This is a genomic window from Streptomyces sp. NPDC016851, from assembly GCF_055562795.1.
The window spans coordinates 19,417-45,270 of the sequence record NZ_JBVHEP010000027.1 but is presented as its reverse complement, the minus strand read 5'-3'; the positions used below and the strand labels follow the sequence as shown (position 1 = coordinate 45,270).

General features: G+C 72.0%; 24 protein-coding genes and 1 pseudogene. 8 read left to right on the top strand and 17 right to left on the bottom strand.

From position 1 onward, the window contains the following. Positions 1–63 precede the first annotated feature (63 nt). The 4 genes from ACZ3I3_RS33585 to ACZ3I3_RS33570 all read left to right on the top strand — a co-directional run bounded on the left by ACZ3I3_RS33585 (position 64) and on the right by ACZ3I3_RS33570 (position 4,188). The gene (locus ACZ3I3_RS33585) at positions 64–1,032 is read left to right on the top strand and encodes an acetylxylan esterase (RefSeq protein ID WP_467371192.1); all 969 of its coding nucleotides are present in this window, start codon (positions 64–66) and stop codon (positions 1,030–1,032) included. A 133-nt stretch (positions 1,033–1,165) separates the two neighbouring features. Further along, positions 1,166–2,332: a serine hydrolase domain-containing protein gene (locus ACZ3I3_RS33580; protein ID WP_467371190.1), complete on the top strand. Its 1,167-nt coding sequence runs from the start codon at positions 1,166–1,168 to the stop codon at positions 2,330–2,332. A gap of 130 nt (positions 2,333–2,462) precedes the next feature. Next, complete coding sequence (locus ACZ3I3_RS33575; RefSeq protein WP_467371188.1) at positions 2,463–3,224, top strand: GntR family transcriptional regulator; 762 nt, start codon at positions 2,463–2,465, stop codon at positions 3,222–3,224. A gap of 142 nt (positions 3,225–3,366) precedes the next feature. Next, on the top strand, positions 3,367–4,188 hold the full coding sequence (locus ACZ3I3_RS33570; protein ID WP_467371186.1) for an alpha/beta fold hydrolase: 822 nt from the start codon (positions 3,367–3,369) through the stop codon (positions 4,186–4,188). Here the strand turns inward: ACZ3I3_RS33570 and ACZ3I3_RS33565 are convergent, their stop codons facing one another. After that, a complete protein-coding gene (locus ACZ3I3_RS33565; RefSeq protein ID WP_467371184.1) occupies positions 4,189–4,914 on the bottom strand; it encodes a class I SAM-dependent methyltransferase in 726 nt (241 codons plus the stop codon). A gap of 9 nt (positions 4,915–4,923) precedes the next feature. Next, entirely contained in the window at positions 4,924–5,496 is a 573-nt protein-coding gene (locus tag ACZ3I3_RS33560) for a PadR family transcriptional regulator (protein WP_467371183.1), read from the bottom strand. A gap of 70 nt (positions 5,497–5,566) precedes the next feature. Between ACZ3I3_RS33560 and ACZ3I3_RS33555 the strand changes: the two genes are divergently transcribed. The 3 genes from ACZ3I3_RS33555 (at position 5,567) to rho (ending at position 8,260) form a co-directional block, all read left to right on the top strand. After that, positions 5,567–5,965, top strand: a complete 399-nt coding sequence (locus ACZ3I3_RS33555) for a nuclear transport factor 2 family protein (protein WP_467371181.1) — start codon at positions 5,567–5,569, stop codon at positions 5,963–5,965. An 80-nt stretch (positions 5,966–6,045) separates the two neighbouring features. Further along, positions 6,046–6,873: a class I SAM-dependent methyltransferase gene (locus tag ACZ3I3_RS33550; protein ID WP_467371179.1), complete on the top strand. Its 828-nt coding sequence runs from the start codon at positions 6,046–6,048 to the stop codon at positions 6,871–6,873. 250 nt (positions 6,874–7,123) lie between these two features. Further along, positions 7,124–8,260 (top strand): transcription termination factor Rho, encoded by a 1,137-nt coding sequence (rho, locus tag ACZ3I3_RS33545; protein WP_467371177.1) that lies wholly within the window; start codon positions 7,124–7,126, stop codon positions 8,258–8,260. 74 nt (positions 8,261–8,334) lie between these two features. On the opposite strand, the gene ACZ3I3_RS33540 is transcribed toward rho, so the two are convergent. Then, on the bottom strand, positions 8,335–10,503 hold the full coding sequence (locus ACZ3I3_RS33540) for an FG-GAP repeat domain-containing protein (RefSeq protein WP_467371175.1): 2,169 nt from the start codon (positions 10,501–10,503) through the stop codon (positions 8,335–8,337). Positions 10,504–10,636: 133 nt separating this feature from the next. Here ACZ3I3_RS33540 and ACZ3I3_RS33535 point away from each other — a divergent pair. Next, positions 10,637–11,572, top strand: a pseudogene (locus tag ACZ3I3_RS33535) (D-alanyl-D-alanine carboxypeptidase family protein); the annotation flags it as partial. Positions 11,573–11,631: 59 nt separating this feature from the next. Here ACZ3I3_RS33535 and ACZ3I3_RS33530 read toward each other — a convergent pair. The 14 genes from ACZ3I3_RS33530 to ACZ3I3_RS33465 form a co-directional block, all read right to left on the bottom strand. After that, on the bottom strand, positions 11,632–13,017 hold the full coding sequence (locus tag ACZ3I3_RS33530) for a glycosyltransferase 87 family protein (protein ID WP_467371173.1): 1,386 nt from the start codon (positions 13,015–13,017) through the stop codon (positions 11,632–11,634). Then, complete coding sequence (gene mptB, locus ACZ3I3_RS33525; RefSeq protein WP_467371171.1) at positions 13,014–14,408, bottom strand: polyprenol phosphomannose-dependent alpha 1,6 mannosyltransferase MptB; 1,395 nt, start codon at positions 14,406–14,408, stop codon at positions 13,014–13,016. Before mptB ends, ACZ3I3_RS33530 begins: the two co-directional genes overlap by 4 nt. Before the next feature lie 259 nt (positions 14,409–14,667). Then, positions 14,668–15,591, bottom strand: coding sequence for a glutaminase (locus ACZ3I3_RS33520; RefSeq protein WP_467371169.1), 924 nt, complete (start codon positions 15,589–15,591; stop codon positions 14,668–14,670). Positions 15,592–15,634: 43 nt separating this feature from the next. After that, the gene (gene aspA, locus ACZ3I3_RS33515; RefSeq protein ID WP_467371168.1) at positions 15,635–17,047 is read right to left on the bottom strand and encodes an aspartate ammonia-lyase; all 1,413 of its coding nucleotides are present in this window, start codon (positions 17,045–17,047) and stop codon (positions 15,635–15,637) included. 121 nt (positions 17,048–17,168) lie between these two features. Then, a complete protein-coding gene (locus ACZ3I3_RS33510; RefSeq protein WP_467371166.1) occupies positions 17,169–18,185 on the bottom strand; it encodes an asparaginase in 1,017 nt (338 codons plus the stop codon). Positions 18,186–18,217: 32 nt separating this feature from the next. After that, positions 18,218–19,660, bottom strand: coding sequence for an amino acid permease (locus tag ACZ3I3_RS33505; RefSeq protein ID WP_467371165.1), 1,443 nt, complete (start codon positions 19,658–19,660; stop codon positions 18,218–18,220). Then, a complete protein-coding gene (locus ACZ3I3_RS33500; protein WP_356926897.1) occupies positions 19,657–20,334 on the bottom strand; it encodes a FadR/GntR family transcriptional regulator in 678 nt (225 codons plus the stop codon). Before ACZ3I3_RS33500 ends, ACZ3I3_RS33505 begins: the two co-directional genes overlap by 4 nt. 163 nt (positions 20,335–20,497) lie before the next feature. After that, positions 20,498–21,334: an undecaprenyl-diphosphate phosphatase gene (locus tag ACZ3I3_RS33495; protein WP_467371163.1), complete on the bottom strand. Its 837-nt coding sequence runs from the start codon at positions 21,332–21,334 to the stop codon at positions 20,498–20,500. Between the two features lie 72 nt (positions 21,335–21,406). Then, positions 21,407–21,754 (bottom strand): fluoride efflux transporter CrcB, encoded by a 348-nt coding sequence (crcB, locus tag ACZ3I3_RS33490; RefSeq protein WP_467371161.1) that lies wholly within the window; start codon positions 21,752–21,754, stop codon positions 21,407–21,409. Further along, complete coding sequence (locus tag ACZ3I3_RS33485; RefSeq protein WP_467371159.1) at positions 21,751–22,131, bottom strand: DUF190 domain-containing protein; 381 nt, start codon at positions 22,129–22,131, stop codon at positions 21,751–21,753. The genes crcB (ACZ3I3_RS33490) and ACZ3I3_RS33485 overlap by 4 nt, the downstream gene beginning before the upstream one ends. After that, positions 22,128–22,589: a fluoride efflux transporter CrcB gene (crcB, locus tag ACZ3I3_RS33480; protein ID WP_467371158.1), complete on the bottom strand. Its 462-nt coding sequence runs from the start codon at positions 22,587–22,589 to the stop codon at positions 22,128–22,130. The genes ACZ3I3_RS33485 and crcB (ACZ3I3_RS33480) overlap by 4 nt, the downstream gene beginning before the upstream one ends. Positions 22,590–22,758: 169 nt before the next feature. Then, positions 22,759–23,718, bottom strand: a complete 960-nt coding sequence (locus tag ACZ3I3_RS33475; RefSeq protein WP_467371156.1) for an SMP-30/gluconolactonase/LRE family protein — start codon at positions 23,716–23,718, stop codon at positions 22,759–22,761. A 58-nt stretch (positions 23,719–23,776) separates the two neighbouring features. Further along, the gene (locus tag ACZ3I3_RS33470; protein WP_467371154.1) at positions 23,777–24,034 is read right to left on the bottom strand and encodes an ArsR/SmtB family transcription factor; all 258 of its coding nucleotides are present in this window, start codon (positions 24,032–24,034) and stop codon (positions 23,777–23,779) included. A gap of 183 nt (positions 24,035–24,217) precedes the next feature. Continuing rightward, on the bottom strand, positions 24,218–25,777 hold the full coding sequence (locus ACZ3I3_RS33465) for a glycoside hydrolase family 53 protein (RefSeq protein WP_467371152.1): 1,560 nt from the start codon (positions 25,775–25,777) through the stop codon (positions 24,218–24,220). Positions 25,778–25,854: the final 77 nt, after the last annotated feature.

Genomic DNA, 25,854 nt, shown 5'->3' with positions numbered 1-25,854 from the left:
CCCACACGTAGTGTGATCATCCGCACTGTCTCCGCAGCCGTTCCTCACCCAAGGCGGTCCTACATGGCCCTGTTCGACCTTCCGCTCGACGAACTCCGCGAGTACCGCAGCGCGTCCACCGAACCCGAGGACTTCGACGCGTTCTGGTCCAAGACGCTCCAGGAGGCGCGCGAGTACGACCTGGACGCCCGCTTCGAGCCGGTCGACACCGGGCTGACCACTGTGCAGGTGTTCGACGTGACGTTCGCCGGGTTCGGCGGCCATCAGGTCAAGGGCTGGCTGACAGTGCCGGCGGGTGCGGACGGCCCGCTGCCGCTGGTCGTGGAGTTCATCGGCTACGGCGGAGGGCGCGGGCTGCCGCACGAGCATCTGCTGTGGGCGTCCACGGGCCGGGCGCACTTCGTGATGGACACCCGCGGGCAGGGCAGCGCCTGGGGAGGGGGCGGTGGCACGGCGGACCCGGTGGGCGGCGCGCCCGCGTACCCCGGTTTCATGACGCGGGGTATCGACGCACCGGAGAACTACTACTACCGCCGGGTGTTCACGGACGCCGTGCGTGCCGTGGAGGCGGCCCGTTCGCACCCCCTCACCGACCCGGCGCGCACGGTCGCCGTCGGCGGCAGCCAGGGCGGCGGCATCACGATCGCGGTGGGCGGCCTGATACCGGATCTGGCGGGCATCGCCCCGGACGTGCCGTTCCTGTGCGACTACCCGCGCGCGGCGACCCTGACCGACCGCCACCCGTACCGGGAGATCGGCCTGTACCTCAAGACGCACCGCGGCCGTGCCGAGCAGGCGCTGCGCACGCTCTCCTACTTCGACGCCGTCCACTTCGCCGCCCGCGGCCGGGCCCCCGCGCTCTTCTCGGCCGCCCTGGAAGACCAGACCTGCCCGCCCTCGACCGTCTTCGCGGCCTTCAACGCCTGGAGCCACGAGGACAAGACGATCGAGGTGTACGACTTCAACGACCACGAGGGCGGCGGCCCCTTCCAGCAGGAGGCCAAGCTGCGCTGGATGCGCTCCTACGCCTGATCCCGCCGCCGTCCGGCGACTGATCCCAGCCGTTTCGGCGGCGGCAGTCTTCCACCGAGTCCGACCAGTCGGTACGTTCTTCGCGCCCGGGCCGCACCTCTGCGGCCCGGCCCGGCGAGGGGTGGAGGGGCTCATGCCAGAGCACGAGGCACAGGTGCGCGGTCACTGCGACGCGCGCTTCACGGCGGTGCGCAGGGCGTTCGAGGAGAACTTCCGGGAGCGGGGCGAGCTGGGTGCCGCGGTGGCCGTCACCGTCGGCGGCAGGACCGTGGTGGACCTGTGGGGCGGCTGGGCCGACCCGGCACACACCCGGCCGTGGGGCGAGGACACGCTGGTCAACGTGTGGTCGACGACCAAGGGGCCGGTGGCGCTGTGCGCGCACATCCTGGCCGACCGGGGGCTGCTGGATCTCGACGCGCCGGTGGCCGCGTACTGGCCGGAGTTCGCCGCCGCGGGCAAGGAGAAGGTCCTCGTCCGGCACCTGCTGTCCCACCGTGCCGGCCTGGCCGGGCTGCGTGAACCGCACTCGCTGGAGCAGCTCTGCGACTGGGAGCTGACCACCCAGCGGCTGGCGGCGACGCAGCCCTGGTGGGAGCCGGGGACCACGTCCGGCTATCACGCGCTGACCTACGGCCATCTGGTCGGCGAGGTCGTCCGGCGGGTGTCGGGGCTGCTGCCCGGAGCCTTCCTGGAGCAGGAGGTGACCGGGCCGCTCGGCATCGACTTCCGCATCGGCCTGCCGGAGAAGGACTCCGGGCGGGTGGCCGAGCTGGTCCAGCCTCCGGTCGCCGCGAGCAGTGAACAGGCCGCCGTCTTCGCCCAGTTGGCGCCCGCGGCGATCGCCGCGCTGACCAACCCCGCGGTGTCCGCAGCCGGGGCCCTCACACCGGCGTGGCGGGCCGCCGAGATTCCCGCGGCGAACGGGCACGGCACCGCGCGTGCGGTCGCCGAGCTCTACGGCGTCTTCGCGGGGCGCGGCTCGTACGGCGGCAAGCGCGTCCTGTCACCCGAGGCCGCCGAGCGGGTACGGGAGGGCCAGGGCAGCTGCCGGGACCTGGTGCTCGGCGCCGGGTTCGAGGGCGAGACCGAGGCGGGGCTCGGTCTGTGGCTCAGCGGGTCCAACGGCTCCTACGGGCCCAACCCGCGCGCTTTCGGTCATGACGGCTTCGGCGGCTCCTGCGGGCTCGCCGACCCGGAGGCGCATGTGTCGATGGGGTACGTGATGAACCGCATGGGGCCTCATATCGCGAACGACCCGCGCAAGATGGCGCTGGTCGACGCCGTGTACAGCGCTCTGTGAGGGCCGGTGAGGGCGGGCCGGTTTCGGCCGAACCGCCCTGCCGCCCTTCCCGGCTGGTTTAGACCAATGCTAGACCTGGTGGCGCACCGAGCCCGCACGGCTACCGAACGTCACCACCAGGAGGCGCGGCATGGCCCGCACCACCCCGCACGACCACCCGCCGGCCGAAGGACAGCCCCTGTACCGGCGGATCGCCACGGAGCTGCTCGGCGAACTGCGCGACGGCACCGTGCCGCCCGGCGAACGGCTGCCGGGCGAGCGGCATCTGGCCGGGCACTTCGGGGTCAGCCGGGAGACCGTACGGCAGGCGCTGGAGCTGCTGCGCCGCGACGGTCTCGTCGCCACCGACCGGCGCGGCAGCCACGCCACCCTGCCCGGCCTGCCGGTCGAGACCCCGGCCTCGCTCACCTTCCCGGTCGGCGCCCGGGCCGCGACCCCGGGCACGGTCGCCCGCGCCACCGTGGCCTGGGAACCGCCCCCGCCGGACCACGCGGAGGCCCTCGGGCTGGCTCCGGGCCGGCCGACCCTGATCCACCGCTACCGGTACGCGACGGCCGATGGACGCGGGCTGCGCACCGCCGTGACGTCCTTCTCCGCCGTGGCCCTCGCGGAGGTGGAGGAGCTGGCCCGCTACCGCGACCGCGCCGACGGCACCGCCACCGCCCATCTGCGGCGGGCCTACGACTGGATGCGCCGGGCCGGTCTGACCCTGCACCACCGCGACGCCATCACCCCCCTCGCGAGCACGCCGTCGGTACGGGTCACCCGGCGCGTGCACGACCAGTACGCCCGCCCGCTGGAGATCACCGACCTCGTGGTGGACGCCCAACGGGACGCTCTCGTCTACGAGTTCACGCTTCCGGGCCGGACGCCGACGCCGAGCGGCGCGTGAAGCGGCAGGCGTCGCTCAGCCCCCGGGCCCGGGCACGCCCCGGCCCGGCGGCCGGCACTGTCGTGGCGCGGACCCGGGATCACGGAGATCATCGAAAGAGGGCTCAGGATCAGACCCCGAGGCCCCACCGAGAGGATTCCCCATGAGCACGTTCACCACGTCCGACGGTACCGAGATCTACTACAAGGACTGGGGCGAGGGACAGCCCGTGGTGTTCAGCCACGGCTGGCCCCTCAACGCGGACGCCTGGGACGGACAGGCACGGCTGGTCGCCGAGCACGGGTTCCGGGCGATCGCGCACGACCGCCGCGGGCACGGCCGCTCGGGTCAGCCGTGGCAGGGCAACCACATGGACCGGTACGCCGACGACCTGGCCGAGCTGATCGAGGCGCTGAACCTCACCGACGCGGTCCTGGTGGGCCATTCGACCGGCGGCGGCGAGGTGGCACGCTACATCGGGCGGCACGGGACGGCGCGGGTCGCCAAGGCCGTGCTGCTGGGCGCGGTGCCGCCGCTGATGCTGCGGACGGACGCCAATCCGGAGGGCACGCCCAAGGAGGCCTTCGACGGGATCCGCGCGGCAGTGGCGGCCGACCGCTCCCAGTTCTACTGGGACCTGAGCGAGAGCTTCTACGGCTTCAACCGGCCCGGGGCCGCCGTGTCGGAGGGTGTACGGCGGGCGTTCTGGATGTGGAGCATGCAGGCCGGGCTGAAGGGCGCCTACGACTGCGTCGCGCAGTTCTCGGAGACCGACTTCACCGAGGACCTGCGGCGGATCGACGTGCCGACGCTCGTGGCGCACGGGGACGACGACCAGATCGTGCCGATCGGCGCCTCGGCGCAGCGGACCGCCCAGCTCGTCAAGGACGCGACCCTGAAGGTGTACCCGGGCGCCCCGCACGGCCTGGTGGGCGACTTCGAGCAGGCGTTCAACAACGATCTGCTGAACTTCCTGCGCGGCTGACTAGTCCGGCGTCCGGGCGACGACGAGCCGCACCCGCGGGCTGCCGTCCCGTCGCCGCCCGAACTCCGGCAGCGCGTTGAGCTCCACCCGGAAGCCGGCCCGGGCGAGCTCACGCCGTACGTCCGAGAAGCGGAACGCGCGGTAGTACATGACGAACGGCGGCCGCCACAGCGCGTTGCGCACCCGCATCACCGTGTCGAAGCCGAGCAGCATCCAGTAGCCGAGCGAGCCCGGGCGGGGCGGGGCGACCAGCGGAAACGCGAAGCTGCCGCCCGGCCGCAGGACGGAGCGGACCTGCGTGAACAGTCCGGGCAGCTCGCGGGGCAGGAAGTGCCCGAAGGCCCCGAAGCTCACCACCAGGTCGAAGGCGGGCCCGAAAGGCAGGGCACGGGCGTCCGCGCGGACGAAGGAGACCGGCGGCCCGGTCGGCCGGACCCGCTCCCGGGCCACGTCGAGCATCCCCGCACTGAAGTCGACGCCGACGACCCGCTCCCGGCACACCCCTGCCAGCACGCCGACGCCCGCGCCGGTGCCGCAGCACAGGTCGAGCCCGGTGTCGAAGGGCCCCGTCCGCCGCAAGGCCGACTCGACCGCGCCGAGGACCGCGTCGGGCGTCCGGAAGGGGGTGTGGTCGAACTTCGGCGCGAGGAGGTCGTAGCCGCGTTCGACGGACGACAGCGCCTGAACGGCGAGCTCGCGCAGACTGGGGCCTTCGGGGCTGAACATCGGCTCAGACTATTCGGCTCGGCCCAGGGCAGCTCGCTGCTCGAGGATCGTGAGGACGCGTGCGCACCAGCGGAGGTTCTCCTCCTCGTAGGCGATGCCTCCCATCAGCGTGAGGTACGGACCGATACGGTCGGCCTCCCGCAGGTACTCCTCCTCGCCGCGGCCGGCCAGGAGGCGTTCGCGGACGCGCTCGTAGCGGGCGAGCTTGCCGCGCGCCCACGCCTCGCGCTCCTCGACCAGCGCGCGGGTGGCCTCGGGGTCCACGCCGTCCATGGCCTGGATCTTGATGAGGAGTTCGTCGCGGATGGCGGTCGGCCGGCGGGGCGGTGCGCCGGCGAAGGCGCGCAGGTCCTCGCGGCCCGCCTCGGTGAGCGTGAACATCCGCTTGTCGGGCCGCCGTTCCTGGCGTACGACCCTGGCCTCGATCAGCCCGTCCTGCGCGAGCCGCTCCAGCTCCCGGTAGAGCTGCTGCGGAGTCGCGGCCCAGAAGTTCGCGAGCGACACGTCGAACACCTTGGACAGCTCGTAGCCCGAGGCCTCGCCCTCCAGGAGAGCGGCCAGCACGGCGTACTTGAGAGACATATGGACACCGTATCAACGGTTGATTAATCTACTCCGCACCTACTCAATTAATTGACTAAGCCAGGGTTCGATGCGTGCATTCCGTGAGGCGGTCGAGGCGCTCGACCTCGACGCCGCCGAGGCGCTGCTGGCGCCGGACGTCGTCTTCACCAGCCCGGTCGTGTTCAAGCCGTACACCGGCAAGCCGATCACGGCGGCGATCCTGCGCGCCGTCTGCGGTGTCTTCGAGGACTTCCGCTATGTGCGCGAGATCAACGACGTGAACGGCCGTGACCACGCCCTGGTCTTCACCGCCCGGGTGGGCGACCGGGAGCTCAGCGGCTGCGACTTCATCCACGTCGACGACGACGGGCTCATCGACGAACTGACGGTGATGGTCCGCCCGTTGTCGGCGGCGCAGGCGCTGGCGGCGGCCATGGGCGCGCAGTTCGAGCGGATCGCCGAGGAGGCACGGGCGCGCTCGATGTGAGCGACACGCGAGCGACACGTCCGGGACCCGTTTCCCGTGTTCTGCCGCCGCTCGCGGCTCACCGACGGTTGGATGTCCCCATGACGTCCGTCGATCACGACCGGCTGATGCGGGCCAACCAGGCGAACTGGGACGCCCGCACGCCCGTCCATCTCGCCAGCCGGTTCTACGGTCTCGACCAGGACCCCGACCCCGAGCGCTGGTTCGCGCCCTGGGAGTGGGAGGACGTCGGCGAGCTGGCCGGCCGTGACGTGCTGCACCTGCAGTGTCACCTCGGCACGGAGACGATCGCCTTCGCACGGCGCGGCGCCCGGGCCGTCGGCCTCGACTTCTCCGAGGCGTCCGTGGCGGCGGCGACCGGCATCGCCGCGAAGGCGGGCGCGGACGTGACGTACGTCCGGGCGAACGTGTACGACGCGGACGAGGCCCTGGACGGGCGGCGGTTCGACGTCGTCTACACCGGCAAGGGCGCCCTGTGCTACCTGCCGGACCTGGACCGGTGGGCGCAGGTCGTCGGCCGTCTCCTGCGTCCGGGCGGCCGCTTGTACGTCGTCGAGTTCCACCCCCTGCTCAACTCGCTCGGCCCGAAACCCGCTCCGGGTGAGGGCCCCGAGCTGCTCCTGCGCCACGACTACCTGGGCGGCGGGGGTCCCGTGCACCGGGACGCGACCCACACGTACACGGACGGCCCGGCCGTCGAGGGCGCCACGGACAGTTACGAGTGGATGCACGGAATGGGCGAGGTCGTCAACGCGTTGACGGAAGCGGGACTGGCCGTCCGGCAGCTGCGGGAAAGCGACGAACTGCCCTGGCCGCGCTGGCCGCAGATGGCCCGTACGGAGTCCGGCTGGTGGCGGCTGCCCGAGCCGCGCATCCCCCTGCTGTACGGGCTGCTGGCCACCCGCTGACGCATATCCCACTCCCCCGGCGCCCCGTCGGGTGGTAGCCTGCAGACAGCACTCGTGCACGCCCCTCTCTGTGTGGGCGCCGGTGCGGTTCTTCCTCTCCTCTCCATCATTTCCGGCATCTCGACGAACTCTGTCGTACCCGAGGTGCTGTTCCCCCGCCGCCGGAGGCGTGCCCCAGGCCCTCCGTTCGCGGCTCTCTCCCTTCCCTTCGCATGTCCCATGCCTGCCGTCCGTGAAAGGACACCTCACCATGACCACCACACTCGACACCCCGGCTGCCCAGCGGCAGCCCGAGCCCCGGACCGCCCTCGGTGTCCTCGACATCGACGCGAGCGGGAAGGGGCATCTGCGCGGCGAGGACTACCAGCCCGCGCCCACCGATCCCGCCGTCTCCCCCGCCCTGATCCGCCGCCACGGCCTGCGCAAGGGCGACCTCGTCGAGGGCACCCTGGGCGACCGGAGCGCTCTCACCGACGTCGCACGGGCCGACGGCCGTACGTCCGCGGAACTGCGCGGCCGCCGGCACTTCCGGGACCTGACGCCCTTGCATCCGCACGAGCGCCTGCGTCTCGAACACCCGGCCGCCGGAATGGCCGGCCGGGTCGTCGACCTGATCGCACCGGTCGGCAAGGGCCAGCGCGGGCTTCTCGTGGCCCCGCCGAAGACCGGCAAGACCGTCATCCTGCAGCAGCTCGCGGCCGCCGTCACCGGCAACCATCCCGAGTGCCGGCTGATGATGCTGCTGCTCGACGAGCGGCCCGAGGAGGTCACCGACATGCGGCGCAGCGTGCGCGGCGAGGTGTACGCCTCGACCTTCGACCGGAACGCCCGGCAGCACATCGCTCTCGCCGAGCTCGTGATCGAGCGGGCCAAGCGACTCGTCGAGGCCGGTGAGGACGTCGTGATCCTCCTCGACTCCCTCACCCGGCTGTGCCGGGCGCACAACAACGCGGCCGCGTCCGGAGGCCGCATCCTCACCGGGGGCGTCGACGCGTCCGCGCTGACCGGCCCCAAGCGGTTCTTCGGCGCCGCCCGGTCGGCCGAGGAGGGCGGTTCCCTCACGATCCTCGCCACGGCGCTGGTGGAGACCGGTTCCCGGGCCGACGACTTCTACTTCGAGGAGTTGAAGAGCACGGGCAACATGGAACTCCGCCTGAGCCGCGAACCGCCGTCCCGCCGCGTGTTCCCGGCCGTCGACATCATCCCCTCCGGCACCCGCCGCGAGGAACTCCTGCTGCCCCCGGCCGAGTTGGCGGCCGTCCACGGCCTGCGGCGCGTGCTGCAGAACCGGGACGGTCAGGACGCTCTGGAGACTCTCCTGGAACGCATGCGCGAGACCCCGGACAACGCGACGTTCCTGCGGCGCATCCAGCCGACGCTGCCCTAGGGCTGCCCCAGGGAGCGCCCCACCGCCCCGGACCGCCCCCGGATATGTGCCGTCAGGAGTTGCGGTCCGTGCCGTCAGGAGATGCGGATGTCCGACCAGTCCGTGGTCTTGCCGGCCTGGGACCGGTTGTCGAAGCCGCCCTTGCCGTTGCCGCGGTTCAGCCAGGCCCGGCCGTCCTTGTCGAGTGAGACCAGGTCGGATCGGCCGTCGCCGGACAGGTCGAGTCCGCCGACCACGTCCTTGTAGGAGGTGCCCCAGTCCTTGAAGACCAGCGACCGGGGCTTGAAGGTGCCGGCGCCGGTCCCGTCGAACCGCCACAGCTCGTTCGACGCGTCGATGGCCAGCAGGTCGTTCTTGCCGTCGCCGTCCAGGTCTCCCGCGGCGATCAGCCTCTTGTAGCCGCCGAAGCCGGACCCGGCGAGCGCTCGGGCCTTGAAGCCGCCCGCGCCGTTGTTCGCGTACACGTACAGCTTCCCGGTCGAGTCGGACCGGGTCAGCAGGTCGGCCCTGCCGTCGCCGGTCACGTCACCGGGCGAGACGACCGCGTCGTACGCGCTCCAGTCCGAGGAGACCTTCACGGAGAACGACTGCTGGTCGGGCAGCCCGCCGCCGCAGATCGTCGGGTGGACGCGGGCCTCGCCCTTCGGGGAGCGGACGAACACGTCGTTGCAGCGGTCACCGTCGACGTCGCCGAAGGGCAGGACGAGCGTGCCCGTCGGCCAGCTGCTCGCACGCTGCCCCGCGGTCAGCTTCGTCGCGTCACCCGCGTACACCTTGAGCCCGGCGCTGCCCCGGCCGAACAGGTCGGCCTTGCCGTCGTCCGTGTGGTCACGCCACTTGGGCAGCGCGCGGCCGGTGGTGGTCGCCTGGTACACGCCGTCCAGGACGGTGTTGTTCGTCTCGCCCACCAGGTACTCGTCCCACAGCACGACGGGCCGGCCGAGCGCGTCGGCGGCCACCTGCGACGGCCCGGCGAACTGGGCGCTCTTCGCACTCAGCCGCCGCGGCGTGGACCAGGTGCCGCCCTTGAAGACGGCGGCCATCGTGTACTCCTCGTACGAGTAGCCCTCCCGCCACGTCACCGTGACCGTGCCGCCGGAGGTGGCGGCCGCGGCGACATTGCGCACCTTCTTGTGGGTGGAGAAGCGCTGCGCGTACGACCGCCAGAGGCCGGTGGCCGCCGAACGCACCGCGTACCAGGGGGTGGTGGGCCCACCGGCCACGAAGAGATCGCCGTTGGGCAGGTGGACGGGCGCCGTCATCCTGTACGTGCTGCCACGGCTGTCGGCGGGCCGCGGGGTGCTCCACTGCGTGGCGCCGGCGGGCCGGCGGGAGTGCATGAGGGACGCGTCGTCGTAGAAGACGTCGAAGCCGCCCTGCGGAACGGCGAACACCTTCGGGCGCGCGAGATCCTTGCCCGGGACCGGGAAGCCCTGGACCGCGGTCCAGGCGGACGCGCCCGGGGCCTTCTCCAGGGCGACGACGGCCTTGCTCGCCTGCCACTGCCACACCAGCAGGGCGGTGCCGTCCTCGGCGACCGCGAGGTCCATGTTGGCGATGTCGCGACTGCCGGACGGCGGCTGCGCGTTGAGGTCGGCCGGAGCGGTCCACGCGGCCTGCGGACCGGCCTTCTCGGCGGCCCTCACGACACCGGAGACCGACCACACGGCGACCAACCGGCCGTCCGGGGCCGCCCCCAGGTGGTGGTAGCCCTTCTCGGGGACCGCGGCGACGTACTCGGGCTCGGAGAAGGCGGTCGCTCCGGGTGTGAGGGTGGCGACCTTCAGCCAGTGGTTGCCGTGGTCGTCGGCGCGTTTGGCCCGCCAGGCCAGGCGCACGGAGCCGTCGCCGAGCGCAACCAACTCGGTGCTGTACGAGCCGGCGTCCGGCCAGCTCTGCGGGGTGAGCCAGCGGGTGCTGCCGGCGGGCCGGATCCGGGTGGAGCGCCCGTCGTGGGTGAGGGAGACCAGGGCGCCGTCCCCGGCCGACACCAGGGCGCTCAGCCCGCCCGAGGCTTCACCTGGTCTGGGGGCCGGGGCGTGGAGGGCGCGGGCGCCCCACGGGCCCGGCGCACGCGTCTCGACGGCGGCCGCAGCGGTGCCGGCGGCCGGGGCCGTGGTGGCCGTGCCGGTGGCGGTGGTGTCGGCCGTGGCGGTGGTGTGGGCGGCGGCCGGGTCGGCGGCCGCCAGAGCGAAGACGGGAGTGAGCGCGATGCCGAGCACCGCGCGGGACTGCGAAGTCATGGGAACGCCCCCCCGGGCAGGACGAATCAGTTGACACGGATTCGCCGAACTGTTCGAACAAGTCTGACGCAGCGTATATCAACCAAGATCGCCCCGCGTGGGGGAATTCCCTGGAATTCCCTCCCCGTGCCCGATGGGGCTCCGGCGCCGCACGTGCGGCATCCGGGTGCTCGCGCGTGATGTCCGGCCCGGTCGTCGCGGCGCGGAGGACATCCGTTTCTACGTTGATCATATGATCTACGGATTCTTTTCCCGGGTGGCCGCGTCGACCTGTGCGCTCTGTACGGCCGGGCTGCTGGCCGTGATGCCCGCCGCGGCGGCCCGTTCCGGCGGGGCGGAACCCAGTCCGCCGGCCGGGCCGAGGGCGGCGGCCCCGCACCCCTCGCTGCTGTACCGCCCCGGTACCCAGGTCCGCCCGCGCGCCGGGGCGCCCCGTCTCCCGGAGACCTCCGCGCTGTCCTGGCTGGTGGCCGACGCCCGCACCGGCGAGGTGCTCGCCGCCCACAACGCGCACCGCAGGCTGCCCCCGGCCAGCACCCTGAAGACCCTGTTCGCCCTCACGGTGCTGCCCACGCTGCCGGCCGGCATCCGGCACACGGTCCGCGCGCGGGAGCTCCGGGGCATCGGTGCCGGCAGCAGCATGGTCGGGGTCACCGAGGGCCGTACCTACCGGGTCGCCGACCTGTGGCGGGGCGTCTTCCTCAACTCCGGCAACGACGCCGTGCGCGTCCTGGCCGAACTCAACGGCGGCTGGCGGGCCACGGCGCAGCGCATGCAGGCCAAGGCCCGGTCCCTCGGCGCCCGCGACACCCACGTGGTCTCCCCGGACGGCTACGACGCGCCGGGCCAGGTGTCGTCGGCGTTCGATCTGGCGGTCTTCGGCAGCGTCGGGCTGCGCAACCCCGACTTTGCGCGGTACTGCGCCACCGTCGAGGCCAGGTTCCCGGGCGGCGGAGGCTGGTCGTACCCGATCCGCAACACCAACCGGCTGCTGAGCGGCGCCCGTGGTGTGCAGCCGTACCGGGGGCTGATCGGCATCAAGAACGGCTACACCAGCAAGGCGGGCAACACCCTCGTCGCGGCGGCGCGGCGCGACGGGCGCACCCTCGTCGTGACGGTGATGAACCCTCAGGAGGGCGGCGGCTCCGCGGTGTACGAGGAGGCCCGCTCGCTGCTCGACTGGGGCTTCGAGGCGGGCAGCCGGGTCGAACCGGTGGGTTCGCTCGACACGTCGAAGCCTGCGGACGGACCGGCCGCGGCGACTCCGCCCACCGTCGCGGCCGCCGTGCCGAAAGAGGCCGGCTCCGGGTGGACGGAAGCGGGGCTGATCGCTGGTGCCGCCGGGCTGGGCGCGGTGGTCGTGGTGCTGGTGCTGCGGCTGCCGGTCCGCCGTTCCGGAGACTGCTGACCGGCCGGCAGCCACAGCAGCAGGCCCAGGGTGATCCAGGCGTAGGTGTTGCTGCCCAGGAAGCCGTCGACGCCGGACGCGTCGTCGAACCACAGCCACACCACGCTCGTACACAGCACCGCGTACAGGGCCCCCGCGATCCGGGTGTGCCCGGTACGGATCAGCACGGCGAAGGACGGCAGCAGCCACACGAGGTGGTGCACCCAGGTGACCGGGCTGACGAGACAGGCGGCGAGGCCGGTCAGGGCGAACGCCGCCGCCCAGTCCCCCGCGGCGACCGCCCGGCGCGCCCGCAGCGCCCACACACCGAGGACCAGCAGGACCGCCGCCGCCCACACGGCCCGATCCGTCTCGCCCAGCCGGGCCAGGATGCCCTGCACCGACTGGTTCGAGACGTAACCGAGGCGGCCCACCCGGTTGGTGTCCCACAGCGCCTCGGTCCAGTAGAAGCGCGAGGCGTCGGGGTCCACCGACGCCGCGAGGGCGGTGGCACCGAGGGCGACGGCCGTGGCGACCGCCGCCGCGCGCCACCTGCGGGCCACCAGCAGCAGTCCGATGAACAACGCCGGCGTGAGCTTGATCGCGGCCGCCAGCCCGATGCCGATGCCCGCCCAGCGTGTGCGTCCACCGGCGAGCAGCGCCGCGTCGGTGAGCACGAGCGCCAGCAGCAGCAGATTCACCTGGCCGAAGCTGAAGGTGTCGCGCAGCGGCTCGAACAGCGCGAGGAGGCAGGCGGTCACGGCCCAGCCGTACCAGCCGTGGCGCCGCCGGTCAGGGCCGGCGAGCAGCCGCAGGATCAGGGCCAGGGCCGCCGCGTTGAGCAGCAGGGCGGCGGCGATCGCGGTGCGCAGGTCCAGCAGGGCCATCGGCAGCATGACGACGGCTGCGAACGGCGGGTAGGTGAAGCCGTACACCGTGCCGGGGACCCGGTAGTCGTAGATCCGGCCGCCGTGGTGGACCCAGTGGTCGATGGTTCCGTAGTAGACGCGCAGGTCGAACCAGTCGCGCAGCAGAGGCACGGTCGCGGTGAAGACCGTCACCACCGCGGCGAGGGCGAGCACGAGCAGCAGTCGTCCGCGGTCGGTGCGCGGCAGGCCCGGGGTCATGCCGTGTGTCCCAGCGCCGGTGCCAGCTGGGCCTGGTGGGCCTGCCACAGCACGACGACCGCGAGTGCCCCGCCGGAGACGGCCAGCACGAGTTGCCCGGTGTCGGCCGGGCCGCCGCCGGGCAGGACGCAGAGCGCCAGCACGCCGGTCACCGCCGCCGTGCGGTGGCGTACGGAGGTGCTGGGTGCGGCGGCGGCGATGAGGAACAGGCCCCACAGGGCGTACCAGGGGCGGATCGCCGGGCCGAGTGCGGCCACCGCCGCCAGGCTCAGTCCCAGGGCGTACACCGGTCGTGGCCGCAGCCGGAGCCAGATCAGGACGATCGCGGCCCCGGCCGCCACGACGCCCAACGCGTGCCAGGTGGGGATCGCCAGGGGCGCGAGATCGCTGCCGAGGTGTTCCAGCAGGGCGCGGGTGGCGCGGCCGAGCAGGGTGGTCAGGGCCCAGTTCTGCGGCGAGACGGGGGTGTTCAGGGCGCCGATCCAGCCGTATCCGGTGCCCGCCGCGGCCGTGGCCGCGACGGTCGTCCCCGCGGCCGCGACGGCGGTCGTCACGAGGGCCTTCGCCGTACCGCGGCCCGCTCGCGCCTGGAGGACGACGACGGCGGCGAGACCGAGGGCGGCGGGCGCCTTGACCAGTGCGGCGAGCGTGACGAGGACGGCGCCGAGGAACGGCCACCGGCCGAGCGCCGCCACCAGGCCGGCGCCGAGCAGGCCCAGCATGACGGCGTCGTTGTGGGCACCCGCGACCAGGTGCAGCAGGACGAGCGGGTTGAGGGCGCCCAGCCACAGCGCGGCGGCCGGGTCGGCGCCGCTGTGGCGGGCGAGTCGGGGCAGCGCGGCGGCCATCAGGGCCACGCCGGCGAGTGCGACGAGCCTCATCCCGAACAGTCCGGCGGGCAGTTCCCCGCGCGTCAGCGCCGACAGGACCGCCGCGACGGCGAGGAACACCGGGCCGTACGGGGCGCCGGTGTGGCGCCAGAGCGGGGCGACCTCGCCGGCGAGGGGGCCGCCGAGCTGCGACGGCCCGTACGCGTAGACGTCCATGTGCGCATCGACCATCGCCCCTTGGGCGAGGTAGCTGTACACGTCACGGCTGAACAGCGGTGGGGCGAGCAGCAGCGGGGCGGCCCAGACGGCGAGGACGAGCAGCAGGGCGCGGGGAGCGGGCGGTCTCGGCCCTCGGACCAGCCGGCCCAGCAGCGCCCAGGCCGCGATCAGCAGGACCAGTCCGAAGTACACCGCCACCAGGCCGAGGGCCGCGCGCGCGGAGGCCGGGTGCAGGAGGTCGCGTACGGGCAGGGCTCCGGCCGTCTCACCTCCTGCCGCGAGGAAGGCGGTGCCGGCCAGACCGAGTATCTGGCAGCGGCGGAGATCGACGGGGAAAGCCATGGCCAACACTCGGGCAGCGTGTCAACGTGGGGTGGCCTCACGGCGACGTGGAGCCCTCTGGAGGGGAGCGGGAGTGTGACCGGCCGGTGATCAGGTGCGGGGGGGGGGACGGGGACCGGCGAGTATCTGCCGGGTGCGGTGGTGTGCGGAGTGCGGGCTCGTCGTGGCTTGTCGCGCAGTTCCCCGCGCCCCTGAAGGCATGACGCCGACGCCGACCGAGATGTGAAGGCGTGCTCCCGACGCCCGCCGAGATGTTCTGTCAGAACACCGACAGGCCCGTCAGGGTCGTGAATCTGTCCAGGGCCGCCACACCGGCCACCGAGTTGCCCCGTTCGTCCAGGCCGGGGCTCCACACGCAGAGCGTGCAGCGGCCCGGGACGACCGCGATGATGCCGCCGCCGACACCGCTCTTGCCGGGCAGGCCCACGCGGTAGGCGAAGTCGCCCGCCGCGTCGTACGTGCCGCAGGTCAGCATGATCGCGTTGATCTGCTTGGCCTGGCTGAGGGTGAGCAGGCGGGTGCCGTCGGCGCGTATGCCGTGCCGGGCGAGGAAGGCGGTGGCGAGGGCGAGATCGGCGCAGGACGCCGCGATCGAGCACTGCCGGAAGTACTCGTCGAGCAGGACGGGCACCGGGTTGTCGATGTTGCCGTAGGACGCCATGAAGTGGCCGAGCGCGGCGTTGCGGTCGCCGTGCGCCGACTCGGACGCGGCGACCTCCTGATCGAAGGTCAGGTCCGTGTTACCGCTCTCCGCCCGCAGGAACGCCAGCAGCTCGCCCGATGCGTCGCCGGTACGGGTGTGCAGCCGGTCGGTGACGACGAGGGCGCCCGCGTTGATGAACGGGTTGCGCGGGATGCCGTTCTCGTACTCCAGCTGGACCAGGGAGTTGAAGGGGTTGCCGGAGGGCTCGCGGCCGACGTGTTCCCACAGGGCGTCGCCCTCGCGGGCCAGGACGAGGGCGAGGGTGAAGACCTTGGTGATGGACTGCGCGGAGAAGGGACGCCGCCAGTCCCCCACGCCGTACACCGTGCCGTCCGGCTCGGCGACGGCCATGCCGAAGCTGCGCGGGTCGCGGGCGGCGAGCGCCGGGATGTAGTCGGCGGCCCGGCCGCGGCCGGGTGTCCGCTCGATCTCCTCGGCGATGCGCTCCAGGACCGGCTGGAAGGTCGTCGACGACGTCATGATCCGATTGTCGCTCCTGCCGGTCCCGGTGCGCTCGCGTCCGTCAGGCCACCGGAGCCGGACCGCTGCCCGCCAGGACCTCCGGGCGCAGCAGCCCGGCGAGCGTCTCGGCGGGCAGCAGGCCCTTCTCCAGGACGAGTTCGGCCACGCCCCGGCCGGTGGCGAGGGCCTCCTTGGCGATGTCGGTGGCGGCCGTGTAGCCGATGTGCGGGTTGAGCGCGGTGACGAGGCCGATGGAGTTCTCGACGGTCGCGCGCAGCGCCTCGGTGTTGGCGGTGATGCCCGCCACGCAGCGTTCGGCGAGGGTGAGGCAGGCCGCGCGCAGGTGGGTGATGGACTCCGACAGGGAGTGCAGGATGATCGGCTCGAAGGCGTTGAGCTGGAGCTGTCCGGCCTCGGCGGCCATGGTGATGGTGACGTCGTTGCCGATCACCTCGAAGGCGACCTGATTGACGACCTCGGGGATCACCGGGTTGACCTTGCCGGGCATGATGGACGAACCGGCCTGCACCGGCGGCAGGTTGATCTCGTTGAGGCCGGCGCGCGGACCGGAGGACAGCAGGCGCAGGTCGTTGCAGCTCTTGGAGAGCTTGACCGCGATGCGCTTGAGCACACCGGACATCTGGACGAACGCGCCGCAGTCCTGGGTGGCCTCCACCAGGTTGGCCGCCGTCACCAACGGCAGGCCGGTGATGGCCGCGAGGTGGCGGCGGGCCGACTCGGCGTATCCGGCGGGGGCGTTGAGGCCGGTGCCGATCGCCGTGGCGCCGAGGTTGATCTCATGGATCAACTCGACGGCCTCGGCAAGACGGGACCGGTCCTCGTCCATCATGACGGCGTACGCGGAGAACTCCTGGCCGAGCGTCATCGGCACCGCGTCCTGCAACTGTGTACGGCCCATCTTGAGCACGTCGCGGAACTCGACGGCCTTGCGGGCGAAGGCGTCCTGGAGGACCGCCATCGCGTCTAGCAGCCCGCGCACCGCGAACACCGTCGCGATCTTGACGGCGGTCGGGTAGACGTCGTTGGTGGACTGGCCGAGGTTGACGTCCTCGTTGGGATGCAGGTACCGGTACTCGCCCTTGGCGTGACCCAGCAGTTCCAGGGCCCGGTTCGCCACGACCTCGTTGGCGTTCATGTTGGTGGAGGTGCCGGCGCCGCCCTGGACGACGTCGACGACGAACTGGTCGTGCAGCTTGCCGTCGCGGATCTCCCGGCAGGCGGCGACGATCGCGGCGGCCTTCTTCGGGTCCAGCAGCCCGAGTTCCTCGTTGGCGAGGGCGGCGGCCTCCTTGACGGCGGCCAGCGCGTCGATCAGGTGCGGGTAGGCGGAGATGGTCATGCCGGTGATGGGGAAGTTCTCCGTGGCCCGCAGGGTGTGCACACCCCAGTAGGCCTCGGCGGGAACGTCACGGTCCCCGAGCAGATCGTGTTCGGAACGGGTGGCGGCGGTCATGAGGGTGAGGGGTCCCTTTTCTGAGGAGTGAGAGCGGATTCACGCCCTTAAGGGGCGCGGGGAACTGCGCGACCAGCCACAGGGGGCCCGCAGTCGCCGACGGGGGAGATCCGGCACACCCTTAGGCGTGAGCCGATCCGACAACGGGCTCCAGCGAGCGAACGGGCCGCACACACCCGACCGGCTCCCCGCCCCCAAGCAGCGGCTCACCGGCGAACTCGGCAAGCAGCTCGGGATCGACACCCGCCCGGGCCAACGCGGCGGCAGCCACCGGCACCCGCGCCCGATTCGCACCATCCGCGATCTTCACAGCAACGGCCCGCCCATCGGCCAGCGCAGCGACCTGCACCCCTTCGAAGCCGTCCTTGGACAACAGCCCCGGCACCGCCCGCATCATCGCGGCGACGTCCCGGCCGGAGCCGGAGGCCATCTCGGCGTGCTCGCGCATCGCGTCGGCGACGCGGGCCTCGGGCGTGCCCGGCGCGGCGGTGACGATCCGGGCGGTGGCCCGGGCGAGGCCGTGCAGGGAGATGGAGAACAGGGGCGCCCCGCAGCCGTCGACGGTGACCCGGGCGATGCGCTGCCCGGTGAGGTCCTCGACGATCTCGGCGATGGCCTGCTGGAGGGGGTGGCCGGGATCGTGGTAGTTCTCCAGCGGCCAGTCGTTGAGGGCGCAGGTGTAGAGCATGGCCGCGTGCTTGCCGGAGCAGTTCTGCGCGAGCCGCGAGGGCAGCCGGCCCTCGCGCACCCAGGCGTCCCGGACGACCGGGTCGAACGGCAGGTCCGGGACGTTGCGCAGGTGGTCCTCGGTGAGCCCGGCGAGTTCGAGGATGCGCCGGGTACCGGCGAGGTGGCGTTCCTCGCCGGAGTGGCTGGCCGCGGTCAGCGACAGCAACTCGCCGTCGAGCGGCAGCCCGGCCCGGGCCATGGCCACGGCTTGGACGGGCTTGATCGCGGAGCGGGGGTAGAAGGCGGCCTCGATGTCTCCGATCTGGAGCTGGACCTCTCCGTCGGCGCCGAGGACGACGACGGAGCCGTAGTGGATGCCTTCGACGATTCCGCCGCGTATGAGGTGGGCGACGGGGGCGTGGACGGGTTCACGGACAAGGGGTGCGTCCGCGAGGGAACTGCTGTACATCACTGCCTGCTTCTCATGGAGCGGCGCGTTCCTCACGCGTCGGCTCCGGTGGTGGACGTGCGCGCGACACGGCCGCGGACGGCGAACCATCCGGCGACCAGTGCCCCGACGATCAGCGGCAGGCACAGCACGGTGGTGCGTCCCGCGCCGCCGTCGGCGTACATGAGGACCAGGACGGAGGCGAGGAACGCCAGCGTCACGAGCTCGGTCCAGGGGGAGCCCGGCAGCCGGTAGCCCGGGCGGGTCAGCTCGCCCTTCTGGGTCTTCTGCCAGAAGAGGAGGTGACAGATCATGATCATGCCCCAGGTGGCGAGGATACCGATCGCGGCGAAGTTCAGCACGATCTCGAACGCCTCGGCGGGCACGACGAAGTTGAGGCCGACGCCCAGCACGCAGATGCCGCTGGTGAGCAGGATGCCGCCGTAGGGGACCTGGCTGCGGCTCATCACGGACGTGAACTTCGGCGCGGACCCGGCCATCGCCATGGAGCGCAGGATGCGGCCGGTGGAGTACAGGCCGGAGTTGAGGGAGGACATCGCAGCGGTGAGGACCACGAGGTTCATCACGCCGCCGGCCGCCGGGACGCCGATGTTGGACAGCACCGTGACGAAGGGGCTCTCCCCCGCCGTGTACTTGTTCCAGGGCAGCAGCATCGACAGCAGGACGACGGAGCCGACGTAGAACACGCCCACGCGCCACATGATCGAGTTGATCGCCTTGGGCATGATCTTCTCGGGGTTCTGGGTCTCACCGGCCGCGACGCCGACGAGCTCGACGGAGGCGTAGGCGAAGACGACGCCCTGGATGATCAGCAGCATGGGGAGCAGGCCGTGCGGGAAGACGCCGCCGCTGTCGCTGATGAGGGACGGGCCGGGACTGTGACCGTCGACGGGGTGCTGGGTGACCAGCAGGAAGATGCCTATGCACATGAAGACGACGAGCGCGCCGACCTTGACGATCGCGAACCAGAACTCCAGCTCGCCGAAGATCTTCACCGAGATCAGGTTCACGGTGAGCACGACCGCCAGCGCGATGAGCGCGATCACCCACTGCGGGATGTCGGAGAACATGCCCCAGTAGTGGGTGTAGGTCGCGACGGCGGTGATGTCGGCGATGCCGGTGGTCGCCCAGTTGAGGAAGTACATCCAGCCCGCGGTGTAGGCGCCCTTCTCCCCCATGAACTCGCGGGCGTACGACACGAACGCGCCGGAGGAGGGCCGGTACAGCACGAGTTCGCCGAGGGCGCGGACGACGAGGAAGGCGAAGAGGCCGCAGACCGCGTAGGCGAGGAAGAGGGAAGGGCCCGCGTCGGCGAGGCGGCCGCCGGCGCCGAGGAAGAGGCCGGTGCCGATGGCGCCGCCGATGGCGATCATGTTGACGTGCCGGGACTTCAGGGACTTGCTGTAACCGGCGTCTCCGGCATCGACATGGCCGGAACGTTTCTGCACGCCTTCGTGCAGGGACTGCTCGCTCACGCCTCGGGTCCGCCTTCCGTGGGGGTGTCCGTGCGCGCGGGGCGCACGATGTCGGTGAGGGTCGTCTCGACCCGGTCGAGGTGGTGGGCCATGGCCTCCACCGCGTCGTTCTCGGAACCGTCCATCAGCGCCTCGACGATCGCCCGGTGCTCACGGTTGGACTGCTCGCGGCGGCCGCCCAGCTCGTTGAGGAAGGCGGACTGGCGGGCCAGCGCGTCCCGGATCTCCTCGATGACCCGGCGGAAGACCGGGTTCTGCGCGGCCTCGGCCACGGCGAGGTGGAACAGCGTGTCCATCGCGACCCAGGCGGTGGTGTCCGTCTCCCGTTCCATCCGGTCCAGGAGGTGGGCCAGGTGGTCGAGGTTCTCCGGGGTGCGGCGCCGCGCCGCGTACCCGGCGACCGGGATCTCGACGTGGCGGCGCACCTCCAGCAGGTCGCTGGCCGAGTAGTCGCCGAAGGTGGGGTCCTCGACGGTGCTGGCGACGACGAAGGTGCCCTTGCCGGTCCTGGAGACGGTCAGGCCCATGGTCTGAAGCGCCCGCAGCGCCTCGCGCAGCACGGGCCGGGAGACCTCCAGGGTGCGGCAGAGCTCCGCCTCGGAGGGGAGCTTGTCGCCGATCGCGTAGTCGCCGCGCTCGATGGCGTCGCGCAGATACGCCAGTACCGCTTCCATGGCGCTGATGCGACGTACGGGCTGTCCGGCTGTCCGGCTGTCTGACAGGTTCACGGTGGTGATCCTGGGGGTCGCGGGATGCGCCTGTCAAGGGGTCGCAACGAAACGTCAAGGGCGCCGAAAGCCCGCGTTCACGCGCCCGGCCCCTCGCCGTCGCGACCGGTCAGCCGGTGAGCACACCCGCCCCGAGCAGGCCGAACAGCAACAGGCCCACGACGATCCGGTAGATCACGAAGGCGTTGAAGGAGTGCTTGGCGACGAACTTCAGCAGCCAGGCGATGGAGCCGTAGGCCACCACGAAGGACACGATCGTGCCGACGGCGAGCGGGGCCGCGCCCACGCCGGTGCCCAGGGCGTCCTTGAGTTCGTAGAGGCCGGCGCCGGTCAGGGCGGGGATGCCGAGGAAGAAGGAGAGCCGGGTGGCGGCGACCCGGTCCAGGTCGAGGATCAGCGCCGTGGACATGGTCGCGCCGGAGCGGGAGAAGCCGGGGAAGAGCAGGGCGAGGATCTGGGAACTGCCGACGAGCATGGCGTCCTTGAAGGAGGTGTCGTCCTCGCCGCGCTTGTGCCGGCCCATCTGGTCCGCCGCCCACATCACCCCGCTGCCGGCGATCAGCGAGCCCGCCACCACCCACAGCGAGGCGAGCGGGCCCTGGATGAGCGGCTTGGCGGCGAGTCCGACGGCGACGATCGGGATCGTGGCGCAGATGACCCACCACGCGAACTTGTAGTCGTGGTGGTAGCGCTCCTCACGGTCGCGCAGGCCCCTCCCCCACGCGGAGACGATCCGCACGATGTCCTTGAAGAAGTACACGAGCACCGCGGCGATCGCGCCGACCTGGATGACGGCCGAGAACCCGACCACGGCGTGATCGTCGACGGGGATGCCCATGAGCCCTTCGACGATCTTCAGATGGCCGGTGGAGGAGACGGGCAGGAACTCGGTCACCCCCTCGACGGCTCCGAGGACGACGGCCTGACCGACGCTGATGACGCTCATGGGATCCAGTTCTGTGCGGGGTGGGACGGGCGTGGAGAGGACCGTCCTACTACACGCGGGCGAGAACGGGTCTCACAGACGCGCGAGCGCCACCCCCGCGAACGCCGCCCCGAGACCGGCCGCAAGGCTCGCCGTCACATTGAGGACGGCGTAGCCGCGGGCCCCCGTCTCCGCCAGCCGCAGCGTCTCGTAGGAGAACGTCGAGTACGTCGTCAGGGCCCCGCACAGACCCGTGCCGAGCAGCAGCTGGACGTGTCCCGCCACGCCGGTGAGCAGCCCGAGGACGAGGCAGCCGGTGACGTTCACCGCGAAGGTGCCCCAGGGGAAGACGGAGTCGTGCCGGGACTGCACCGCGCGGTCGGTGAGGTAGCGCAGCGGGGCGCCGACCATCGCGCCCCCGACGACCAGCAGCCAGTTCACAACGACCTCTTACCCTTCGTGTCCGTTTCGCCCGGAGTGCCCTCTCGGGAGGTGTACCGGATGACCTCGCAGTCGTCGAGGGTCACCAGGCCCTCGGTGACGAGTTCGTCGAGCTGGGGCAGGAAGGCCCGCACGCGTGGCTCGGTGTCGACGATCACGACGGCGACCGGCAGGTCCTCGCTCAGGGACAGCAGCCGCGAGGTGTGGATCAGCGAGGAGGCGCCGAAACCCTCGACGCCCCGGAAGACGCTGGCGCCCGCGAGGCCCGCCGCGTGGGCCCGGTGGACGATCTCCGAGTAGAGCGGCTTGTGGTGCCAGGTGTCGTTCTCGCCGACGAAGACGGTCAGGCGCAGGGCCCTGCCGGTCAACCGTGTCATGGCTGCCTCCGTTTCAGGACACGGCGGGTCGACCAGGCCGCGAGCCACACCGCCGTGAGCGCCGCGATCGGGGTCGCGGCGAGGTAGGCCAGGCCGGCGCGGAGGTGGCCGCCGTCGGCCAGCTTCTGGATGTCGACGGCGTAGGTCGAGAAGGTCGTGAAGCCCCCGAGGACGCCTGTGCCGAAGAAGGGACGGACCAGACGGTGGGCGGGCCGGAACTCGGTGATGACCACCATGAACACGCCGATCACGGCGCAGCCGGCGACGTTGACCCAGAAGATCGTCCAGGGGAAGCCGCCGGTGTGCGACGGCCACCACAGGGACGCCGCGTAGCGGGCGGCGGCCCCCGCTCCCCCGCCGAGCGCCACCGCCGCGACGACGGGCGCCTGGGCGCGCCAGGCGGGCGGGTGCATGGCAGCGGGCCGGATGCGGAGGCTTTCCGTCTCGGGGGCCGTCATGGTCGTACGTCTCCTACTCGCCGGGGCCCGGGATCGTGCGGGCGCGTGCCGTCGCAAGTAGGGACCGTTGGCGGCGTCCGTGCCGCGGTTCGGGTACGGCGGGCCCCACCGCCGCGCCGCGAGAGGTGTCGCGGCCGGGGTTCAGGTTAACCCCGGCGGCGAACCGGCGTCATTTCGGGCCGGGTGGCTCGCAGATCGCCACGCCCGGCTCCCAGAGGCTGCCCAGCACGAGGTGTCCGCCCGCTTCGCACACGCTGGTGACCATCCGGTAGCCGGAGTGGCGGCGGGCGAGGTGGTGGACGACGCGGCCCTCGTCGTCGAAGGCCAGGACGGCGATCGTGCCGGTGGGACGGAAGGGAGCGCGTACGGCCACGCGGGCGGCGGCGCGGCGGACCGCGGGCGCGCTGCGGTGGAACAGGTCGAGGGCGGGGACGCGGGGCCCGGCCAGCGCGACCCACACCGGTCCGTCCGGGGCGCCGCGCCAGAGGTTGTCGGGCATGCCCGGGAGGTTCTCGGCGAAGGGCTCGCTCCGGCCGGCGCCGGGTCCGGTGAGCCGGTAGCGGATGAGCCGGCGGGCGCCGGTCTCGGCGACGACGAGGAACGACTCGTCGGCCGCGGCGGCGAGCCCGTTGGCGAACTGGAGGCCGTCCAGCACCACCTCGGGGGTGTCCGCGCCGGGGGCCAGGCGCAGCAGGCGCCCTGTTCCGGTGTGTTCGACGATGTCGCCGATCCAGTCGTCCAGGGGGTGGCGGCGGCTGGAGACGGTGAAGTACACGCTGCCGTCGGAGAGGGACACGACGTTGCTGGCGAACCGCAGGGGCTCCCCCGCCACCGCGTCGGCGAGGACGCGGACCGTGCCGTCGCCGGTGCCGACGCGCAGCAGTCCGCGTTCGGCGTCGCACACCAGCAGGTCGCCGTCCGGGAGGAGTTCGAGCCCGAGCGGCCTGCCGCCGGTGTCGGCGATCACCTCGGAGCGGGCCGTCACCGGGTCCCCCAGGCCGTCCAGGCGCAGGATGCGGCCGTCCGCCAGGCCGGTCAGCACGCGGCCGCGCGGGTCGGCGACCACGTCCTCGGGGCCGTGGCCCACCGCGACGTAGTGGCGTGGGACGAGTGCCGTGGGACGGTCCATCGCGCGCGTGTCCTTCACCGTGGGGGGAGATTCCGGGGGCTGGGTCCTACCGGGTCGCCTACCAGCCCTTTTCAAACATCCGGGCGACCTCGGCGATACGCATGTCGTCGCGGTGGTAGTGCACGCGGCCCTCGGACCGGCTGGTGCGCAGCATGCCGGTGGCCTGGAGCAGCCGGAGGTGGGTGACGGCGACCGGGCGGGGCATCGAGAACCTCTCGGCCACGGCGTCCGCGGTGACACCGTGCGCGGCGGGTCCGGGTTCCTTCAGCCAGGCCAGGATGCGCAGGCGCGTGTCGTCGGTGGGAGTCCTCAGCATGTCCTGCCCCTGCCTCGCGGCTCTGTCCTCTTACCGCGTCTTCCCACTGTCTCGCAGTCGAAGCAGCCTCGCTCGGGACTCGGCATCCTTGACCGATACCGAACAGCCGTATCACGCAAGCGAGTTCGGAAACGAGAGAGGGCCCGGCCGCGTGCATGCGGCCGGGCCCCATCTCTCCGTGGGTCAGCGGTGGCGGAACCAGGACATCGACGACAGCGCCCGGTCGTCGTAGCCGAACAGCGCCTGGTTCTCCCAGGCGTTGCCGGAGGACGCGTCGGTCGGGTCCCAGCCGTTGCCGTTCACCGCGGTCCAGGTCGCCTCCCAGTAGAAGATGCCGAGGCCACGGCCGTTCGGGACGGCCTCCACGATGCTCGCCACGTCGTTCATCCACCGGGTCTGGCCGGACACGCTCGCCGGGTAGCCGGGGACCAGTTCGGCGCTGGTGTCGATGATGTTCTCGTGCGCGTCCTCGCTGTCCAGGCGGAACGGGTAGGCCGTCTCGGCGACGAAGACGGGCTTGCCGTAGCGGGAGGCCGCGTCGTCGAGGGTGGTCTGGAAGTCGGCCAGCGTGCCGTGCCAGTAGCCGTAGTACGACAGGCCGATCGCGTCGAACTTCACGCCGTTGGAGCGGGCGCTGTCGAACCACCAGCGGGTGCCGGCCAGGTCACCGCCCTCGGCGAGGTGCAGGGCGACGGTCGTGCCGGAGTTGACCGCCTTGACAGCGTCGTAGCCGGAGTTGAGCAGACCGGCCAGCTGCGGCCAGTTGGAGGTCGATCCCTCGTTCCACAGCATGCCGCCGTTGATCTCGTTGCCGACCTGGACCATGTCGGCGGTGGTGCCCTGCGCCTTCAAGGCGTTCAACACGTCGTACGTGTGGTTGTACACGTCTGTCTTGAGTTGACTGTACGAGTGTCCGGACCAGGCGGCGGGCTTGTCCTGGCGGCCCGGGTCGGCCCAGAAGTCCGAGTAGTGGAAGTCGACCAGCAGCTTCATGCCCTGCGCCTTGACGCGCTTGGCCGTGGCGAGGACGCGCGCCTTGTTGTTGTAGCCGTCGGCCGGGTTCACCCAGACCTTGAGGCGCGCGTAGTTCATGCCGGACGACTTGAGGATCGCCAGCGGGTCTCCGGCCGTGCCGGAGCTGTTCCGGTAGACGCCGCCCCTGGCCTCGCTCTTGGCCAGGGACGAGATGTCGGCACCCTTGATCGACGTACTGGAGGTGCCCGACGTGAAGGTCAGGTCGTCAACGTTGATCCAGTTGCCCGCGTTGGCGTCACTGTTGACGCTGATCGTGCACTGATTGCTGGTCACATTGACCGGCACGACGATCCGGATCCACCCACTGGCCGAGACCGGCAGGTCGGTGCGCTGCTCGGCACCACCGCAGTTCTTCAGCGCTATGTACGCGGACTTCTGCCCGCCGCCGGAGCGCACCCAGGCGGTGAGCTTGTACGCGCCGTTGGTGAGTCCGGACAGGTACTGGTACGTCTCCACCTTGTAGGCGGTGGAGGCCCAGTGGCTCAGGCGGTAGCTGCCGCCGTGGCCGCCGGACTCGGTGAACGAGGCGCCGGTGTCGCCGTACTCGGACCAACCGCCGGGTGTGGCCGCGCCCGCGCCGTCGGCCTCGAAGCCGCCGTTGGTCAGCGTGCTCGCGGCGTGGGCGGAGGTGGCGGGCAGGGCGGTGAGGGCGAGCCCCGCCGCGAGGGGGAGCAGCAGGGTTCTGAGCGTGCGTCTGGGATGGAACATCGTCGTCCGTCGTCCCTTCGACGTGGGGGTTGGGGGTGCCTCTCGCCCGGAGGTGAGGCGAGAGAGCCCCTCCGCCC

Bases quoted from the DNA above. Each gene is read 5' to 3' on its own strand.
- ACZ3I3_RS33585 (WP_467371192.1), top strand. From the start codon at position 64: ATGGCCCTGTTCGACCTTCCGCTCGACGAACTCCGCGAGTACCGCAGC.
- ACZ3I3_RS33580 (WP_467371190.1), top strand. From the start codon at position 1,166: ATGCCAGAGCACGAGGCACAGGTGCGCGGTCACTGCGACGCGCGCTTC.
- ACZ3I3_RS33575 (WP_467371188.1), top strand. From the start codon at position 2,463: ATGGCCCGCACCACCCCGCACGACCACCCGCCGGCCGAAGGACAGCCC.
- ACZ3I3_RS33570 (WP_467371186.1), top strand. From the start codon at position 3,367: ATGAGCACGTTCACCACGTCCGACGGTACCGAGATCTACTACAAGGAC.
- ACZ3I3_RS33565 (WP_467371184.1), bottom strand. From the start codon at position 4,914: ATGTTCAGCCCCGAAGGCCCCAGTCTGCGCGAGCTCGCCGTTCAGGCG.
- ACZ3I3_RS33560 (WP_467371183.1), bottom strand. From the start codon at position 5,496: ATGTCTCTCAAGTACGCCGTGCTGGCCGCTCTCCTGGAGGGCGAGGCC.
- ACZ3I3_RS33555 (WP_467371181.1), top strand. From the start codon at position 5,567: ATGCGTGCATTCCGTGAGGCGGTCGAGGCGCTCGACCTCGACGCCGCC.
- ACZ3I3_RS33550 (WP_467371179.1), top strand. From the start codon at position 6,046: ATGACGTCCGTCGATCACGACCGGCTGATGCGGGCCAACCAGGCGAAC.
- rho (WP_467371177.1), top strand. From the start codon at position 7,124: ATGACCACCACACTCGACACCCCGGCTGCCCAGCGGCAGCCCGAGCCC.
- ACZ3I3_RS33540 (WP_467371175.1), bottom strand. From the start codon at position 10,503: ATGACTTCGCAGTCCCGCGCGGTGCTCGGCATCGCGCTCACTCCCGTC.
- ACZ3I3_RS33530 (WP_467371173.1), bottom strand. From the start codon at position 13,017: ATGACCCCGGGCCTGCCGCGCACCGACCGCGGACGACTGCTGCTCGTG.
- mptB (WP_467371171.1), bottom strand. From the start codon at position 14,408: ATGGCTTTCCCCGTCGATCTCCGCCGCTGCCAGATACTCGGTCTGGCC.
- ACZ3I3_RS33520 (WP_467371169.1), bottom strand. From the start codon at position 15,591: ATGACGTCGTCGACGACCTTCCAGCCGGTCCTGGAGCGCATCGCCGAG.
- aspA (WP_467371168.1), bottom strand. From the start codon at position 17,047: ATGACCGCCGCCACCCGTTCCGAACACGATCTGCTCGGGGACCGTGAC.
- ACZ3I3_RS33510 (WP_467371166.1), bottom strand. From the start codon at position 18,185: ATGTACAGCAGTTCCCTCGCGGACGCACCCCTTGTCCGTGAACCCGTC.
- ACZ3I3_RS33500 (WP_356926897.1), bottom strand. From the start codon at position 20,334: ATGGAAGCGGTACTGGCGTATCTGCGCGACGCCATCGAGCGCGGCGAC.
- ACZ3I3_RS33495 (WP_467371163.1), bottom strand. From the start codon at position 21,334: ATGAGCGTCATCAGCGTCGGTCAGGCCGTCGTCCTCGGAGCCGTCGAG.
- ACZ3I3_RS33485 (WP_467371159.1), bottom strand. From the start codon at position 22,131: ATGACACGGTTGACCGGCAGGGCCCTGCGCCTGACCGTCTTCGTCGGC.
- crcB (WP_467371158.1), bottom strand. From the start codon at position 22,589: ATGACGGCCCCCGAGACGGAAAGCCTCCGCATCCGGCCCGCTGCCATG.
- ACZ3I3_RS33475 (WP_467371156.1), bottom strand. From the start codon at position 23,718: ATGGACCGTCCCACGGCACTCGTCCCACGCCACTACGTCGCGGTGGGC.
- ACZ3I3_RS33470 (WP_467371154.1), bottom strand. From the start codon at position 24,034: ATGCTGAGGACTCCCACCGACGACACGCGCCTGCGCATCCTGGCCTGG.
- ACZ3I3_RS33465 (WP_467371152.1), bottom strand. From the start codon at position 25,777: ATGTTCCATCCCAGACGCACGCTCAGAACCCTGCTGCTCCCCCTCGCG.